We start from the raw sequence: 15,974 nt of genomic DNA on the forward strand, positions 1-15,974 counted from the left end.
GCAAAAAAAATTGCCGTCCGGTGCAAACCGGGCGGCTTTTTTTGCCGATATAGTACCTACAACGATAAGCAATGGAGGTCCTACCCGTGCAGCTGCAAGAAGACAATATGAGCTATTTAAAGCGCTACGTGCAGAACCATCCGAAGAATCGTATGGCATGGTATTTGCTTGGCAAGCAGTATGTGCTTGAAGGAAAGGAAGGCAAAGCGAACTACTGCTTCTTGCAATCTGGCAGTGTCTATGATGCTTATGAACGGAAAGAGCATCCGCTGGCGAATCAGCCGAAGGAATTGATCGCCAAGTGGAACCGGAAGCAGAAGTTCTCCATGCTAGCTGCGCGTACCTCGGCAGCGACCATGTTATTGACCGGTCTCATGCTCGTGCTGCCGTTCAGCTGGCAACAGGACGAAGCTGATTCGCCTGCTGATAAGGCTGCGGGAACAAGCACGAAGGGAACTGCGCCACAACAGCAAGCGAATGCGCCTCAGAGCAATCAACCGGGGCTGACTGTTGCCATCGTGAGGCCAGCCGGTGACAATACAATGGGCAAGGCGCTTAGTGCATTGTTGAAAGGAACGGCAGAGAAACAGCAAACCGGCATTGCCGCGATGCTTCAGCAAGCGGGCAAGTGGCGCCAATGGACGGGGGAGACCAGGCTGCTTGCGATGTCGAAGCGGCAAGGCGAAGCAGATCCGGTCGCAGTCCGTTTGCTGGATAGCTCTGCATGCGACTGCCAGCCTAGTGATTCAACCTCCGCATATAAGCTTTATGACAAGTGGAGCGCGCAGCAAGAACAGATATGGACGCTGCGCAGCGCAATCGCACAGTATCGCGCCATGAATAAAGCTTGGCCATCCAGTATGAATGATCTGACACGTCCTTATCCAGATAATGTACTCGCAGGTACTTCGACCGCGATGAAGCAATTGTTCCCGAAGCTTCTTAAAGAACTGAAGATTAAAGCGCAAGCCAATGCGGCTGGCAGCGGTGATAAGCCGTCGTCTGGAAGCGGTGCGGCAGATGGAAACAAAGGCGATACGTCCGGGACTGGCACGAATAGTGCTGGAGCCTCGCGAGTGGATGATACGAAGCTGCCGACGGAGCCGCTCTCCATTGTCGTTGATAGAGACAAGCACCAGCTCGCTGTCATCAGCGGGGATGTCATCGTTCGGAGTTACACCGTAGGGCTAGGCGGCGAGAAGACGCCGGCAGGAAGCTTCTATATAAGTGAGAAGGTCCGCCATCCGAATGGAAGTGATGATAGCGAATTCGGCAGCAGGGGGATGACGTTGTCGAACACGCTGTACGCCATTCATGGAACGAATGATCCTGATAGTATTGGGAAGGATGAGTCGCACGGCTGTGTACGGATGAATCAGAAGGATCTCGAGGAGTTGTACGACATGGTTCCGCTCGGCACGAAGGTAACTATAAAAAGCGGTGTCCTTCCCGCTGAAGCACCGCCGGCTTCCGAGCGTTTCCGCTTGAAGCCGGTGCAGGACGAGACGAACACCGCTGTTGTTTATAAGTGGCTTAATTAGAGGCTTAATGAGAAGCTTACTTATCAATTATGAGAAGCACGGCCATAATGATAACGATGACAACAAATACAGATCCGATCCAGATGAGCGCCTTCTTATTGATTTGTTCCTTCTGCTGCTTCTTCATAATCGGTGGCTTCTTCTTCACGTGACTCATGCGGATCAACCTTTCTCTCACATTGAATAGGGATATACCTATATTGTAATCGTTTTCTTATTCAGGCACAACTAGACGACATCCCGAAAATGTGAAGTCTGCCCTTGATGAAAGCGGGGGCGGGCTCTTTCTTTTTCCTGCCTAACGCGTTAAACTGTTCGATAGAGCTAACACGAAGAACGGAGTGAACGTAAGTGTTGTATACGAAATTGGCCAAGCCTTATTTCTTCCGGATGGATGCCGAGAAGGCCCACCATATGGTAATTGATGGTTTACATACGGCAAGTGGGGTGCCGGGAATCCCTGCACTCATGCGTACGATGTACGGCGTAGAGGAAGCGAGAGAACTGGCAGTTTCTTTATTCGGCCTTCATTTTGCCCATCCGATTGGACTGGCAGCTGGCCTTGATAAGAACGCGAAAGCGGTCGATATGTTTGCGAATATCGGTTTTGGATTTGCCGAAGTTGGCACGGTAACGCCGAAGGGACAAGCAGGTAATGACCTGCCGCGCCTGTTCAGGCTTCCTACTGATGAAGCGCTCATTAACCGAATGGGCTTCAATAACGATGGCGCCGATGCAATGGCGGAACGGCTTGCCAAGGATACGAAGCGCCGCATTCCGATCGCGGTGAACATTGGCAAGAACAAGACAACGCCGAATGAGCTTGCGCATGAAGACTATCGCGCTTGTTTGCAGAAACTGTATACATATGGCGACTTCTTCGTCGTCAACATCAGCTCGCCGAATACACCGGATCTTAGAGCGCTGCAACATGGCGATGAGCTAAGACTGCTTCTTTCGACCGTTATGGACGAAATGAACGTCCAGGCGAAACGCTCGGGCGCGGCGCAGAAGCCGGTACTCGTTAAGATCGCACCGGATATGACCAATGAACAGCTTGCTTATACGGTCGATACGATTGTAGCAAGCGGTGTGAATGGCATCATTGCCTCGAATACGACGATCAGCCGCGAGGGGCTGCAGCATCCGAACGCGAAGGAAATCGGCGGCCTTAGCGGCAAGCCGGTGAAGGAGCGTTCAACTGAGGTTATTCGCGAAGTGTACCGCCAAACAGGCGGCAAATTGCCCATTATTGGTTCAGGCGGCATCTTTACGGCTGCTGATGCATACGATAAAATTCGCGCAGGTGCAAGTCTTGTAGAAATTTATACAGCGCTCATCTACAAAGGGCCGGAGCTGCTGCGTGAACTTGCGAGCGGCTTGAAGGAAGCGCTCCGCAAAGACGGATTTAAATCAATTACAGAAGCGGTAGGAGCAGATCATCGGTCTTAAGATAGGAGGCGGCCGGATGGACGGAAGAGACTGGGGACTATTTTTACAACCGTATGAGCAAGCGGTAGAAGAATTGAAGGTTAAGCTGAAGACACTGCGTACGGAGCTGAAGAATCGGGAAGCATACTCGCCGATTGAATTCGTAACAGGACGGGTCAAGCGCATCTCCTCCATATTGGAGAAGGCGAAGCGTTTATCCGTACCGATGGAAAAAATCGATACGGGAATAGAAGATATAGCGGGGATCCGCATCATGTGTCAATTCGTCGATGATATTCACCGCGTCGCGGGGTTCATACGTTTGCGCAAAGACCTGAAGCTCGTATATGAAAAGGACTACATTACGAATTTCAAAGAAAGCGGCTATCGCAGCTACCATATGATTGTCGAATATCCGGTTCAGACGGCGATTGGGCTTAAGCATGTGCTGGCAGAAATTCAAATTCGTACGTTAGCGATGAATTTCTGGGCGACAATCGAACATTCGCTGAACTACAAATATAAAGAAAGCTTGCCTGACGAAGTGCGCGGCCGATTGAAGACAGCAGCCGAAGCAGCATCCGTGCTGGATGCGGAGATGTCGAGCATTCGCAACGAAATCTTGGATGCGCAGCGTGACTTCGAAGAGAAGTCGAATATGTTCTCGAGCGTACTAAGCGATATACAAGAATTGTACTTCTTCCATCGCGTGCGCGAGGCGGTGCAGTTCCAGCTGCGATTCAACGAGCTGTGGGAGCAAGAGGATACGTTCGGAATCCGAATGTTGTCCGATGAGATCAAGACAGCGATTAGCAGAGCGAAGAAGAGCGGTACGACGTAAGTGATGGCGCATGGAGAACATTCCTATGACGAGCGGTTTGTCCATTTTGTCGTACTGTTTAATGTAGATCTGGATTACTTTGAGTGCCATGAGGTGATGGAGGAGCTGTGGCTGGAAGAAGGCCGCAATCTCCTTTACCAAGGGCTGCTGCAGGCGGCAGTCGGGCTGCATCATTGGCGCAATGATAATTTCTCGGGAGCTGTGAAGCTGTTCAACCAAGCACTTCACAAGCTGGAGCACTATTCCGATGTGGAGATGGGTCTTGATTTGCGGCAGCTCCGTGCCGATGTGGCGATGAGCTTGGCACAGCTGAGCAGCGACGCGAATGCTCGCCTTCTCTTCGTACCTTTTGAAGTTATCGTTGTGGATGAGCAGCTGCGTTCTCTAGCGAAAGCGCTTGCGGAGATTCCGCTTGAGGAGCGCCTTCATGTAGAAGATTAAATCCCTTGTCCCGATTGCGGGGCAGGGGATTTTTCATTGTAAAGAAAATGGAGTTCGGTTGGTCAATAAAGCTTACTTATTATACAATAGGATGAAGTGCTAGAGATGTCTGGAGGAAAAGAATCACATGGCAAAACGAATGCGGCTGGATAAGCTGCTGTCCAATATGGGATTTGGAACGCGCAGCGAGATCCGGAAGGTTGTCAAGCAAGGGCGAGTTACGGTTGATGGCACGGTAGTCAAAGATTTCGGGATGCAGTTGGACCCGGAAGCACAGACCGTTAAGTTCGATGATGAAACGGTTATATACAAGGATACGATCTATGTCATGCTGAATAAGCCGCAAGGCGTTATATCCGCAACTGAGGATACGCGCGATCGGACAGTAATTGATCTGCTCGACCCGGAGGATCAGGTGTTGCAGCCGTTCCCTGTTGGAAGGTTGGACAAGGATACCGAAGGTTTGCTGCTGCTAACCAATGACGGGAAGCTTGCACATGAGCTTCTGTCGCCGAAGAAGCATGTCCCGAAGACGTATGAAGCGCTCGTCCATGGCGATGTGAATGCGAGTGACCAGGATGCTTTTGCCGGGGGCGTTACGCTTGAGGATGGGTACGAGACGATGCCGGCGAAGCTGATCATTGGCGAGAAAGAGAGCCGTGAGGAAGGCATCTACACCAGCATCACGCTAACGATTCATGAAGGCAAATTCCATCAAGTGAAGCGGATGTTCGAGGCCGTCGGCAAGAAGGTCGTTTATTTGCGCCGGATTTCGATGGGACCGCTCGTCCTAGATGAGTCGCTTCCGCTTGGCTCGTATCGTCCTCTGACAGAGGCGGAGCTGGAGTCGCTCCAAAACGTACATCGAAATGAAGCTTAGCATTAGCATACAGAGATAGAGACAGGATGGTGGGAGAGAAATGACCAAGCTGAATTATGATTTAATTGCACTGGATATTGACGGGACGCTGTTGACTGACGATCATGTGTTGACAGAAGGTGTACGCGAAGCTGTGCGAGAAGCAGCTAGCCGAGGCGCGGAGATCGTGCTGTGTACAGGGCGAGGCCCAGGGTCTGCGCTGCCGGTGCTGGATGCGCTAGGATTGTCCGGCACGATGATTACGCATAATGGGGCCGCGACGATCGATGCTGCTCGCCGAGAGGTTCTGCACCAATACAGCATTGACGCGCATGAAATTGCACGGTTCCGCGATTACTGCAAGAATAGCGAATTGCATTTTGACTATAATACGGCTTTCCAAATGCTGATCGAGGGCATGACGCCGGAAGCGGAAGAGATGTACAAGATGTTTGAGGCGAAGCCGGTCATGCGAAGCGCGGATGAGCCGCTGCCAGATGATCTCGTGAAGTTCACTTTGTTCGGTGACAAAGCCGATCTTGATCGCGTTGAAGCAGAATGGAACAACTGGAATCACGGTCTGTCGCATATCCGCAGCGGTGAATATTTCATTGATGTCATGCATAAAGAAGCAAGCAAGGGAACAGCGCTCCGGCAGCTCGCACTCGCTAGAGGCATTGACCCGAGCCGTGTCATGGCGATCGGCAATTATTTCAACGATCTGGGGATGCTTACATTCGCAGGCCTTGGCATTGCTGTGGCGAATTCGCCGGATGGCGTCAAGGAAGCGGCAGATAAGGTGACGCTCTCCAACGAAGAAGATGGCGTCGCGCATGCCTTATATACGTACGCGTGGCAGAGCTAGAAAACCGAAAAACCGTCGAGAGGTCAAGCCTCTCGACGGTTTTTACAATATCGGATCAGAGAATGTTGTTTACAAGAACAATCCGCGGGTTACGATGACCAGCAGGATAAACAACACCAAGATCACGCCAGCAGAAGTGAAACCACCGTGCATACCGGACATGCAACTTCCTCCCTTAACAGGTAATTCCGGTGCCCTAGGCTGCGATTTATGTTGATGTTTGGCACCCGGTATACGATATAGTATGAAAATCAGGGCGGGGCGATTGGACAGATGTCCCGTCTTATTTATAATTAGGCACTTATATGAGGAAGGATGTCCCGAATATGAGATGAACGCCGGGGAGGGTTTTGCCACGGAGTTTCCGTCTATAGATGATTGCCTTGTTTTGGTTGAGTTGTGCTGAATGTGTTGGATATTCTGGATACAAAAGGGAAAATTTCAAGTGGTGTCGAATGAATAGAGAACTAGGCTTCAAGGACTAGGGGAGGGTGAGTATGGGGGATACAAGGATCAGAACGGAAACGGATGCCGATTATGGCATCGTTCGCGAAGTGAATTATGATGCGTTCAACAATCGTGATTATGAGCCTGATCTGGTCGAGCGCATCCGGGGATCAGCGGAATTCATTCCCGAGCTGTCGCTTGTGGCGGAGCGGGATGGCCGAATCGTTGGTCATCTGCTAATCAGCAAAGCTTCTATCATTCATGAGAGTGCCAGCCATGAAGTGCTTGTGCTTGCTCCTATCGCGGTGCATCCTGCCAATCAGAGGCAAGGGGTTGGAGGAGAACTCATTCGTGAAGGGCTGAAGCGCAGCAAAGCATTAGGGTATTCAGCTGTACTGCTCATTGGACATCCGACGTATTATCCGAAATTCGGCTTTGTTCCCGCTAGCCGCTTCGGCATTGAGCTCAAGCAATTTCCGGTACCGGACGAAGTGTTCATGGCGCGTGAGCTTGAGGATGGCTCGTTGAAAGGGATTGTTGGCGAGCTAAAATATCCGGAGGCATTCTCAGTTTAAAGTTAATACGAGGAGTAGAACCATGGTAACAGTAGAGACAGCAGTGTTGATTAATGCGCCTCTCGATCACTGCTTTGATCTGGCGCGAGATATTGATGTGCATACCCAAACCGTTTGGTCGCACACCAAGGAGCAGGCCATTGCCGGTATTACGAGCGGACCGATCGGGCATGGCGAGACAGTGACTTTCGAGGCGACTCATCTCGGCGTGAGGCAGCGGCTGACATCGCGAATAACTGAATTTCGAGCTCCCTATTATTTTGTGGATGAAATGCAGCGAGGTGCCTTTAAATACTTGCGGCATGAGCATTTTTTTGAACATGTGGAAGGGAAAACGCTGATGCGGGACCGGTTAACGTTCGCTGCGCCGTTCGGCGTGTTAGGTTGGCTTGTCGAGCGAGCCGTATTGCGCCGGTATATGCGGAGGTTTCTCACGCATCGTAATGAGCAGTTGAAGGTGCTTGCAGAAGGAAACTAGTCGTGGAGGGGGAGAGACAAGTGAATCCGGAGCTTCTAACTGGTCAAGTGAACAACAATGGTGTTCGCATTCATTATTTGGATTCGATTCATGCGGCTGATCCGAGACTTACTCCGTTGCTTATTTGTCCGGGGCTGTCAGAAACAGCAGATGAATATGCGGACCTAGTGGAATATCTTCTTCCGCGGCGGTGTGTTGTGCTCTCTTTCAGAGGTAGAGGAGATAGCAGCACGCCACCTGCCGGATATAATCTGGATTCGCATATCACGGACCTGGAAGCTGTCATTCAAGCGACCGGCTTAGAGCGATTCCATCTATTCGCGCATTCAAGAGGCGTCTCTTACGCGCTCGGTTATGTACAGCAACATAGTCGAGTCGGCAATGAGTCGGCGGTGTCGCTTATCCTATGCGATTACCCGCCTGAGCACCGACAAATGCCTGAAGGCTGGGCGAACGATTATATAACGAATTATCTCATTCCGTTCGAGCGAACCAGTAACATCCGCCCAGAAGCAGTTTGGGGTATTCAGCACGAAGCGGAGCAGATTGATCTCGCCGCGCCGCTAAGCCATGTACATAAAGCTTTAGTGTTAAGAGGAACCCTAGCAGACTCTGACTCGCTGCTATGTGATGCGGATGTTGAGAGATATACGCCGATGTTCGCGAGTTGCCGAGTAGAGGCGCTGGAGCAGTCTGGACATAATTTGATGGATAATGAGCGAGCAGGTTGTTTCAAGTTCATACGCGATTTTCTAGATGAGGAATAAGAAAGGAGCTTTAGCAGCATGGACGACATTAACATTAGATTCGGTACTCCTGCGGAAATTGCTACTGCCGTTAGTCATGATCGGTATACGCCTGAGCATATTTTGGCATGGAAGCTTGCGCATCACGACATCGTTCTGGCAGAAGACGATCACGGCAGTGTCGTCGGCTATTTGAAGCTGGAACATCTGTGGTCCCAGTTCCCGTATATCGGGCTGATCAAAGTGAAGGAAGGCTACCGCGGCGTTGGTATCGGGAAGCGGATGTTACAGTTTGTGCAAGCGCATTTGAAGGAAAAGGGCATTCGTGCGCTGTACAGTTCTTCTCAAGCAGATGAGCCGCAGCCACAGCGTTGGCATCGGACGATGGGTTTCTCCGAATGCGGAATTATCAACGGAATTAATGACGGTAACGTCGGTGAAATTTTCTTCGTTATTAAGTTTTAGATGAAGACGAGTCATAAGGCAAACTATGAGTTTACTATAATCCTAGAGGTGATCCAGATGGGAACGGCCTATTCATCGATTTTACCTGAGCATGACGCGTTTATTCGTGAGCAGAAGATGTTCTTTGTCGGTACGGCAGCGCAGGAAGGACATGTGAACCTGTCGCCGAAAGGACATGATGCGTTCCGGATCTTATCGCCGAACCGAGTCGCCTATTTGGATTTGACCGGAAGCGGCAATGAGACGAGCGCACACTTGACGGCAACGAATCGGATTACATTCATGTTCGTCGCGTTCGAAGGGAAACCGCTTATTCTGAGACTGTATGGCACGGGCCAAGTCATTCTGCCCACTTCACCAGAGTGGGATGAGATCGCAGCGCATTTCAACCTCTATCCCGGTTTCCGGCAAATTATCGTTTCCGAAGTGGATATCGTGAAAACCTCGTGCGGATTCAGCGTGCCCTACTATTCGTACGAGGGAGAGCGTGACCTGCTGCTGAATTGGGCGACGAATCAAGGCGACGAGAAGCTCGTCGAATATCGTAAAAGGAAAAATTCCGAGAGCATGGACGGCTTCGTCACGCCAATCGGCAGAGAGTTTGAAGAGCAAGGGAGCTAAAGTTAAGTAGTGGCAACCAGTGCATCCTTTAATTCAATTCGGTTTCCTTCCGGATCATGAAGCAGCCCGACGGTACCCCAGTGGTGAGCAGCGACTTCGACTTGCACACCGCGCAGGCGAAGTGCGTCAACTTCTTGAGCGAAGTCGGTAATATCAAGGCGCAGGCAGGTTGGATTCTGAGCTCTTGACTTCGGTTCGAGCGATGCGATGCCCCCGTCCTCGATCATGAGGTAGCTTCCTCCGAAGTCCAGAACAGCGAGCTTCTCTTTCTCGTAGCGAAGTTTAAGGCCTAATTTATTCAAGTAGAAGGCAAGCGTCGTATCATAGTGCTCCGTAAATAGAATGATGCCGGATTGATGAAATTGCATTGGAATTTACCTCCATTTTTTGATTATACACTAAACATACATTATTGTATGTAAACTGACAAGCGCAAAGGAGGCTATGTAACGAGCATGCAAGTTGAAGAACGGATATTGGAACGCAAGCTTATCCAGCTCCTACTGGAGCATGAATCTCTCATGGATGAACTCCGTCTCGTGCGAAGCATGCAATTAACTCAGTGCTACATCGCTGCCGGCTATATCCGCAACTATATCTGGGATCGAATTTCAGGTTATAGCAGCCGATCACTTCACGATGACATCGACTTGGTATACTTCGACAGCTCCGATCTCTCGCCAGAGCGGGATCAAGAGCTTGAACAATCCCTTATCGCAGCTACAGGTAATCCGAAGTGGTCGGTCAAGAATCAAGCGAGAATGCATATTCGTAATGGAGCTGAGCTGCCATATCAGTCCACCGAAGATGCGCTAAGCCAGTGGCCGGAGATCGTCACTGCGATTGGCGTTCGACTGAGCGAAGAGGACCAGCTGGAGATTTGCTGTCCACATGGGCTTGATGATCTGTTTCAGATGCGCGTACAGCGAAGCCCATCCTTCGCGGATCATGCTTACTACCTGGAGCGGGTATCGAAGAAAGACTGGAAGCAGTATTGGCCAAATTTAATTATCATCACCTGAAATTTGATGGTGGGCGAGACGCGGCAAAATCGGTTACACTAGGATAGTGCTTCAAAACTAGCTTATCTGGACAACTAGAGAGTAGAGGGTCAATTATTATTATGTTGGTTTGGAAAGGTATTCTTATTGGATTATCGATCGCGGCCCCAGTAGGTCCGATCGGCGTATTGTGCATGAAGAGAACCATTAACCAAGGGCGGATGTATGGATTTTCTGCCGGATTAGGCGCTGCAACTGCCGATGGTCTATATGGCTTAATTGCCGCTTTCGGCTTTGACTTCATAACGAGCGGTTTGCTCGCTCAGCAAGTTTGGATTAGCCTCATCGGCGGCCTGTTTCTATGTTACTTAGGCATTCAGTCCATCCGTTCGAATGCTGCTCCTAACGCGGAAGCGGCTATGAGCCGTAATATTGCCGCTGCGTATTTCACTACATTTCTGCTGACGATAACGAATCCGATGACGATTTTATCGTTCCTTGGCATCTTCGCAGGACTTCAGATAACCGGCGCAACAACGGGAGATTCACTGCTGCTTGTGATTGGCGTATTCACAGGATCAATGCTCTGGTGGCTGTTCCTCAGCGTTGTCATCGGAGCGTTCCGCAAGACGTTAAGCGGTGGAGCGATGCGCTCGATCAATCGGCTGTCCGGGCTCGTGCTGCTCGGGTTTGGAATTGTCTCTTTATGGCATGTCATTTAAGTAAGAGCAAGAAGGATGAGCGAAGATGAATGGACGTACCGAACAGGCAGCTGTCCTTAGGACGAGGCGGCTTGTGCTGCGCACGATAGATGAGACGTTTGCCGAGCAAGCGCTGGAATTTGTACTGCGAAACAAGGAAGCTCTTAGCGAATGGGAGCCATCAAGAAATGATGAGTACTACACGTTAGAAGTGCAGAAGCAGTTCATCTTGGATGATCTGCGGAGCGTGCGCAGCGGACAAAGCGCGAAGTTCTGGTTTAGTGAATCGGATCAGCCAGGCGTCCCGCTGCTAGGCACAATTACGCTTAACAATATTGTGAGAGGCGCATTCCAATCCTGCCATCTCGGATACAGGACTGATGAGGCTGTGCGAGGTAAGGGATATATGACCGAAGCGCTGTCGCAGGTGATCGAGTATGCCTGGAACGAGCTCAATCTACACCGGATTGAAGCGAATATTATGCCTCGCAACGCAGCCTCGCTGAAGGTTATAGAGAAGCTGGGATTCAAACACGAGGGTATTGCCCGTGACTATTTGCGCATTAATGGCAAATGGGAGGATCACATTCACATGGTGCTGCTGAATCCGGCGTGGGAGGAACGATAATTCGCAAGCTTAATTTGATGCGGATATTCCAGAACATCGCCAGATCGTGGTAAACTATAGTTTATATCCATTTTTGCTTCAAATGGAAGGTGAGTGCATCTAGACATGCTGACAATGATACGTTCGTGCAAGCCTGAGCATATCGTGCATGAGCTTGATATATTTAATACCAATCCACAATTTAATTTGATTTCCAAAGATAAAGCGATACTAACTGCCGAAGACATTGCTGCCGAGCTGAACGATGCTGAACAAGCCGGAGCTGAACGATATTTGCTTGGCGATCACAATCAATACATCGGTATTCTTGAGCTGCTCATGCACAATCCTAAAGATAGCTGCACCTGGATTGGGCTGCTCATTATTAACGGCCGCTACCATGGGCACGGTTATGGCAGCGCTGCGCTTGAGTTGTTCGACAGCGTCATGCGCGAGCGCGGCGTACGATCGCACCGACTAGGCGTACTCGTCAATAATCCGAATGCGCATCGTTTCTGGCAGCGGCATGGCTGTGTGGAAGTCCGTCCAGCTGAGCTGCCGGATGGAAAAGCGATAATGATTTATGAACGAACGATAGAACAGATAAACAGCTCAATCAATACTTAAAGACGGGAGAAAACAACCATGTACAGAAGGGCGACGCTCGGCGCGCTGCTAAGCATGATGCTACTGGTAAGTGCCTGTACAGCAAAGGAAGAACCGAGATCAGATGGGACTGCGCTCGGGGAACAGATGGATTACTCCAATTCAGGCGCCAACCGGACGATGAATGCATACGAAGAGTCGATGGTAGAGGCAATCAATAAGAACCGTTTCTCTCTCGTGGAAGGACTATTGGATCCTAATGGACCGCTCTTCCGGCAGCAGGAAAGCCTTGTTCGCAGGCTCAGCTCGAAGAACATCAAGGAGAAGCTGATCCGTTATCAGATCATGAATATCCAGAAGATGAACGGGAACTACAAGTTTTATATTACCGAGAAGATCGGGGTGTACTACCCGGATGGCCGCGTTGATATGAATGAATACGATTGGATCTATACCGTGACTGAAGATCCTGGTACAGGCCAGACGAAAGTATATAGCATTGAACGTTGGGTATAGATAGCAAGAGACGCGAGACTATGGACAACAAGATACGAGGATAAGGATGAGGTGCAAGTTGGTGGCAGAACTAACGTTTGAGAGTTATTCAGAACCGTATTTGGAAGCGGTTCGCAGTACTTACAATTACTATGTGGAGCATACAACGGTTACGTATGACTTGAATCCGTATACTTCGGATCAGATGAAACAACTGATCGAACCGCTCTCGGATCTGTACCGCACGTATGTCGTGCTCGTTGATGGTCAATATGCCGGTTACGTGCTTCTTACACAGCACAAGAAGCGTCCGGCGTTTAACGTAACGGCAGAAGTGAGCATCTATCTCGATCAGGCGTTCATCGGTCAAGGGATCGGCCGCAAAGCTGCGGAATTCATTGAGCGCATTGCGCGCGAGCTGAATTTCCATTCGTTAATTGCAGCGATTTGCACGGAGAATACGGGCAGCGTTGCCTTGTTCGACAAGCTCGGGTACAAGCAAGTGGCGTACTATCAAGAAATCGCCAGCAAGTTTGACCGCTGGCTGGATTCGGTCTCATTCCAGAAGATTTTGACCTAATTATTCATAGACTCCTACCACCGGTAAAGGCGTGATGGACGGATGCATTGGCAAACGAAGCTGCGAATTGTAGTTGCGGTTATTATTCTTGCTGTTCTGTTCTCAAGCAACATCCATCGTAGTCGCGACCTGCAGCAGCGCCTTGATGCTCAGGATGCTCAGCTTACTGCGGAGCAGGAGAAAGGCAAGCGTCTGCAGTCGCAGCTTGACGCGCTGAACGGACAACTCGCTGCAGAGCAGACGAATGTAAGTGAGTTAACAGAGAAGCTGAAATCCGCGACGGACAAGCTTCAGCAGACGGAGACTTCATCGTCTTCGCAGGCTGCAAGCGCAGAGGCGGAGTCTGGAGCATTAATCCGGGTTGACTCGCAAATCCCTGCCGATGCTGTCGCGTTTCTCTTTGCCTTTATTGATGTCGTTCATCATCAGCCTAAGCCGGATGCGAAGATATGGGATACCTATCTCGCGGACAGCAAGCATCTCAGCTGGCTGATTGAAGCCATGAGGAAGCAGCCGGATTTAACATACACCGAGCTGCAATATAAAGGCGAGACCATTTACAAAAAGCCAGGCAAGACGAATGTGACCATTGGCGTGTACGGGATTAGAGGAGATCGCACAGATGCTTATGCCCTGAGCAATATTAACGGGGCGGGTTGGAAAATTACCGACGTCGACTAAGCGCTAAGCAATCGGAAGCGACGGCATTCGCTCGCAAGGGGAGCTGTGCACAATCATGAAGAAGCTATATGCACTTATCATTTTCGGTTATACGCTGCTGCTTTTTTACTGGATGTTTATCGGATTTGGCCGATCGGCGGTTCACACGTCGGAATACCGATACAATGTCATTCCGTTTCAGACTGTTCGTTTATACTTTGAACATGCAGACAGTTTCAACGCAACATATTGGATCGTCAATATGGTAGGCAATGTAGCGGTGTTCATGCCGTTCGGGCTCGTTCTGCCGTACTTGCTCGGAATGAAATTTGTCCGATTTATACTTCTGTTCATTGCGTCGCTCTTCGTGCTGGAGCTGCTGCAGCTGCTGCTCCACCGTGGCAGCTTCGATGTTGACGATGTCATTCTCAATACGATCGGCGCATGGCTGGGATACTTGCTATATCGGTTAAATGTGAAGCGGACCTAGATCCAGAGCTAACAAGAGAAGAGGGAACACACGTGAAATTCAGACCTTGTATCGACCTGCATAAAGGCAAAGTGAAACAAATTGTCGGTGAAACCTTAAATCAAAGCGATGACCAGCAAGTCGTCGAGAACTTCGTCTCGGAGCATGATTCCGCTTATTATGCCGACATGTTCAAGCGTGACCAGCTGACCGGCGGCCATGTGATTATGCTCGGCGGCGGCAATGAAGAGGCTGCGTTATCGGCGCTTCGTGCATATCCGGGCGGACTCCAGATCGGCGGGGGCATTCGCGCCGAGAATGCAGCGCAATATCTCGAAGCTGGCGCGTCGCATGTAATCGTCACCTCATACATTTTCCGCGACGGTGAGCTGGATATGGGCAACCTGCAGCGTATCGTGTCTGAGGTCGGCAAGGACAGGCTGGTCATTGACCTGAGCTGCAAGAAGCGGGATGGCAAGTGGTTTGTCGTTACGAACCAATGGACAACCTTCAGCAGCTTCGAAGTGAAAGCTTCCCATCTGGAAGAGCTGGCGCAATATTGCGATGAGTATCTCGTTCATGCCGTTGATGTGGAGGGCAAGCGTAGCGGAATTCTGACGGACCTGGTGGAGCAGCTGGCTCAGTGGGTCACGATTCCGACGACGTATGCGGGCGGAGCCCGTTCGTTCGACGATCTCGCTTTGTTCCAGAAGCTCGCAGCTGGCAAGCTCGACATTACGATCGGCAGTGCGCTTGATATTTTTGGCGGCTCGATGCCGTATGAGGATGTTGTAGCTTTCTGCAATTCACGTGCGAGGTAGCTCGTCTTAGATACGCTCACTGTGGAGATTAAACGCACTACATATAACGCGAAACAGCCCGTAAATGCTGGAAACAGCATCCAAAGGGCTGTTTTTTTGTGCTTTTCTGTGATTGCGCTAACACTTTCCAAATAAAGTCGGATCAAAATCACACAATCCAAACGATGATTAAGAACTTACCAAATACTTAGCCCTTATAATCATTGTAGCTGTAATACGAAGGAGGAACGCAACTTGGAACAGACCATTAAGCGAATAGGTGATCATACATGATGAAGCTGCTCGAATTTTATAAAGAACTGTTTGAAGATGCATCGAGCCGATTCGAGCCGGTATGGCAAGCTGACCTCGCTTACTCGCACGGTTTTCGTTGGACCAAAGATAACTATCCGATACAGGAACAGTTTCGAATCACGGATATGGATGATGAGCCGCCTGTCATTATGTTCTCAGTAGTTCTCCCTGACATGTACTCAGAAACGAATGTCTTTGACGAAGTGTACCGGTATCCTTCCCATAACGATATGTCGATTGTGCTGATGAATCAGCAGATCTGGGTGAATGCCTCGCTCTGTACGAGCAAGCTGGAGCAATCCGTGCTCGGTTTCATCCATCAGGCGCGCAGTGAAATTATGAATATCTTCGATTGTGTCATTTTGAAGACAGATTTGGTTCATACGAAAGAAACCGAACGACATATCCGATAAACATTATTGAGAGTTGG

At 50.1% G+C, this 15,974-nt stretch carries 24 protein-coding genes; 21 read left to right on the forward strand and 3 right to left on the reverse strand.

Going from position 1 to position 15,974, the window contains the following annotated elements; translation table 11 throughout:
* Window positions 1-86: 86 nt before the first annotated feature.
* The gene (locus AC0YNX_RS01735; protein WP_475813933.1) at window positions 87-1,541 is read left to right on the forward strand and encodes a L,D-transpeptidase; all 1,455 of its coding nucleotides are present in this window, start codon (window positions 87-89) and stop codon (window positions 1,539-1,541) included.
* 16 nt (window positions 1,542-1,557) lie between these two features.
* On the opposite strand, the gene AC0YNX_RS01740 is transcribed toward AC0YNX_RS01735, so the two are convergent.
* Window positions 1,558-1,719 carry a hypothetical protein gene (locus tag AC0YNX_RS01740; RefSeq protein ID WP_475813934.1) on the reverse strand — a complete coding sequence of 54 codons (162 nt, stop codon included), beginning with the start codon at window positions 1,717-1,719 and terminating at the stop codon, window positions 1,558-1,560.
* Between the two features lie 173 nt (window positions 1,720-1,892).
* On the opposite strand from AC0YNX_RS01740, the gene AC0YNX_RS01745 reads away from it, so the two are divergent.
* From AC0YNX_RS01745 to AC0YNX_RS01765, 5 genes are all read left to right on the forward strand, one after another.
* Window positions 1,893-2,993, forward strand: coding sequence for a quinone-dependent dihydroorotate dehydrogenase (locus tag AC0YNX_RS01745; protein ID WP_475813935.1), 1,101 nt, complete (start codon window positions 1,893-1,895; stop codon window positions 2,991-2,993).
* Window positions 2,994-3,009: 16 nt separating this feature from the next.
* Window positions 3,010-3,813: a GTP diphosphokinase gene (yjbM, locus tag AC0YNX_RS01750; RefSeq protein ID WP_475813936.1), complete on the forward strand. Its 804-nt coding sequence runs from the start codon at window positions 3,010-3,012 to the stop codon at window positions 3,811-3,813.
* A gap of 3 nt (window positions 3,814-3,816) precedes the next feature.
* The gene (locus tag AC0YNX_RS01755; protein ID WP_475813937.1) at window positions 3,817-4,254 is read left to right on the forward strand and encodes a DUF309 domain-containing protein; all 438 of its coding nucleotides are present in this window, start codon (window positions 3,817-3,819) and stop codon (window positions 4,252-4,254) included.
* 127 nt (window positions 4,255-4,381) lie between these two features.
* Window positions 4,382-5,134, forward strand: a complete 753-nt coding sequence (locus AC0YNX_RS01760) for a pseudouridine synthase (protein WP_475813938.1) — start codon at window positions 4,382-4,384, stop codon at window positions 5,132-5,134.
* A gap of 40 nt (window positions 5,135-5,174) precedes the next feature.
* The gene (locus AC0YNX_RS01765; RefSeq protein ID WP_475813939.1) at window positions 5,175-5,978 is read left to right on the forward strand and encodes a Cof-type HAD-IIB family hydrolase; all 804 of its coding nucleotides are present in this window, start codon (window positions 5,175-5,177) and stop codon (window positions 5,976-5,978) included.
* Window positions 5,979-6,047: 69 nt separating this feature from the next.
* Here AC0YNX_RS01765 and AC0YNX_RS01770 read toward each other — a convergent pair whose 3' ends face one another.
* Complete coding sequence (locus AC0YNX_RS01770) at window positions 6,048-6,140, reverse strand: dihydroorotate dehydrogenase (RefSeq protein WP_090572937.1); 93 nt, start codon at window positions 6,138-6,140, stop codon at window positions 6,048-6,050.
* Window positions 6,141-6,475: 335 nt separating this feature from the next.
* On the opposite strand from AC0YNX_RS01770, the gene AC0YNX_RS01775 reads away from it, so the two are divergent.
* Genes AC0YNX_RS01775 through AC0YNX_RS01795 form a run of 5 tightly spaced genes read left to right on the forward strand, consistent with a single transcriptional unit; the run spans window position 6,476 to window position 9,310 of the window.
* Window positions 6,476-7,000 (forward strand): GNAT family N-acetyltransferase, encoded by a 525-nt coding sequence (locus AC0YNX_RS01775; RefSeq protein WP_475813940.1) that lies wholly within the window; start codon window positions 6,476-6,478, stop codon window positions 6,998-7,000.
* A 22-nt stretch (window positions 7,001-7,022) separates the two neighbouring features.
* Entirely contained in the window at window positions 7,023-7,478 is a 456-nt protein-coding gene (locus tag AC0YNX_RS01780; RefSeq protein ID WP_475813941.1) for an SRPBCC family protein, read from the forward strand.
* Between the two features lie 20 nt (window positions 7,479-7,498).
* The gene (locus AC0YNX_RS01785; RefSeq protein ID WP_475813942.1) at window positions 7,499-8,245 is read left to right on the forward strand and encodes an alpha/beta fold hydrolase; all 747 of its coding nucleotides are present in this window, start codon (window positions 7,499-7,501) and stop codon (window positions 8,243-8,245) included.
* Window positions 8,246-8,263: 18 nt separating this feature from the next.
* Window positions 8,264-8,689 (forward strand): GNAT family N-acetyltransferase, encoded by a 426-nt coding sequence (locus AC0YNX_RS01790; protein ID WP_475813943.1) that lies wholly within the window; start codon window positions 8,264-8,266, stop codon window positions 8,687-8,689.
* Between the two features lie 57 nt (window positions 8,690-8,746).
* Window positions 8,747-9,310, forward strand: a complete 564-nt coding sequence (locus AC0YNX_RS01795) for a pyridoxamine 5'-phosphate oxidase family protein (RefSeq protein ID WP_475813944.1) — start codon at window positions 8,747-8,749, stop codon at window positions 9,308-9,310.
* A gap of 2 nt (window positions 9,311-9,312) precedes the next feature.
* Here AC0YNX_RS01795 and AC0YNX_RS01800 read toward each other — a convergent pair whose 3' ends face one another.
* Complete coding sequence (locus AC0YNX_RS01800) at window positions 9,313-9,678, reverse strand: VOC family protein (protein ID WP_475813945.1); 366 nt, start codon at window positions 9,676-9,678, stop codon at window positions 9,313-9,315.
* An 87-nt stretch (window positions 9,679-9,765) separates the two neighbouring features.
* Between AC0YNX_RS01800 and AC0YNX_RS01805 the strand changes: the two genes are divergently transcribed.
* The 10 genes from AC0YNX_RS01805 (at window position 9,766) to AC0YNX_RS01850 (ending at window position 15,957) form a co-directional block, all read left to right on the forward strand.
* Window positions 9,766-10,332 (forward strand): nucleotidyltransferase family protein, encoded by a 567-nt coding sequence (locus tag AC0YNX_RS01805; RefSeq protein ID WP_475813946.1) that lies wholly within the window; start codon window positions 9,766-9,768, stop codon window positions 10,330-10,332.
* 101 nt (window positions 10,333-10,433) lie between these two features.
* A complete protein-coding gene (locus tag AC0YNX_RS01810; protein ID WP_475813947.1) occupies window positions 10,434-11,033 on the forward strand; it encodes a LysE family translocator in 600 nt (199 codons plus the stop codon).
* A 25-nt stretch (window positions 11,034-11,058) separates the two neighbouring features.
* Entirely contained in the window at window positions 11,059-11,640 is a 582-nt protein-coding gene (locus AC0YNX_RS01815) for a GNAT family N-acetyltransferase (RefSeq protein ID WP_475813948.1), read from the forward strand.
* 105 nt (window positions 11,641-11,745) lie between these two features.
* Window positions 11,746-12,246: a GNAT family N-acetyltransferase gene (locus tag AC0YNX_RS01820; protein WP_475813949.1), complete on the forward strand. Its 501-nt coding sequence runs from the start codon at window positions 11,746-11,748 to the stop codon at window positions 12,244-12,246.
* Between the two features lie 18 nt (window positions 12,247-12,264).
* Window positions 12,265-12,741, forward strand: a complete 477-nt coding sequence (locus tag AC0YNX_RS01825) for a TcaA NTF2-like domain-containing protein (RefSeq protein ID WP_475813950.1) — start codon at window positions 12,265-12,267, stop codon at window positions 12,739-12,741.
* 61 nt (window positions 12,742-12,802) lie between these two features.
* The gene (locus AC0YNX_RS01830) at window positions 12,803-13,300 is read left to right on the forward strand and encodes an N-acetyltransferase family protein (protein ID WP_475813951.1); all 498 of its coding nucleotides are present in this window, start codon (window positions 12,803-12,805) and stop codon (window positions 13,298-13,300) included.
* A gap of 42 nt (window positions 13,301-13,342) precedes the next feature.
* Window positions 13,343-13,981 carry a hypothetical protein gene (locus tag AC0YNX_RS01835; protein ID WP_475813952.1) on the forward strand — a complete coding sequence of 213 codons (639 nt, stop codon included), beginning with the start codon at window positions 13,343-13,345 and terminating at the stop codon, window positions 13,979-13,981.
* Between the two features lie 55 nt (window positions 13,982-14,036).
* The gene (locus AC0YNX_RS01840; RefSeq protein WP_475813953.1) at window positions 14,037-14,450 is read left to right on the forward strand and encodes a VanZ family protein; all 414 of its coding nucleotides are present in this window, start codon (window positions 14,037-14,039) and stop codon (window positions 14,448-14,450) included.
* Between the two features lie 32 nt (window positions 14,451-14,482).
* On the forward strand, window positions 14,483-15,250 hold the full coding sequence (gene hisA / locus AC0YNX_RS01845; protein ID WP_475813954.1) for a phosphoribosylformimino-5-aminoimidazole carboxamide ribotide isomerase: 768 nt from the start codon (window positions 14,483-14,485) through the stop codon (window positions 15,248-15,250).
* Between the two features lie 269 nt (window positions 15,251-15,519).
* A complete protein-coding gene (locus tag AC0YNX_RS01850; RefSeq protein WP_475813955.1) occupies window positions 15,520-15,957 on the forward strand; it encodes a hypothetical protein in 438 nt (145 codons plus the stop codon).
* Window positions 15,958-15,974 lie beyond the last annotated feature (17 nt).

The organism is Paenibacillus sp. J31R98 (genome assembly GCF_056269245.1).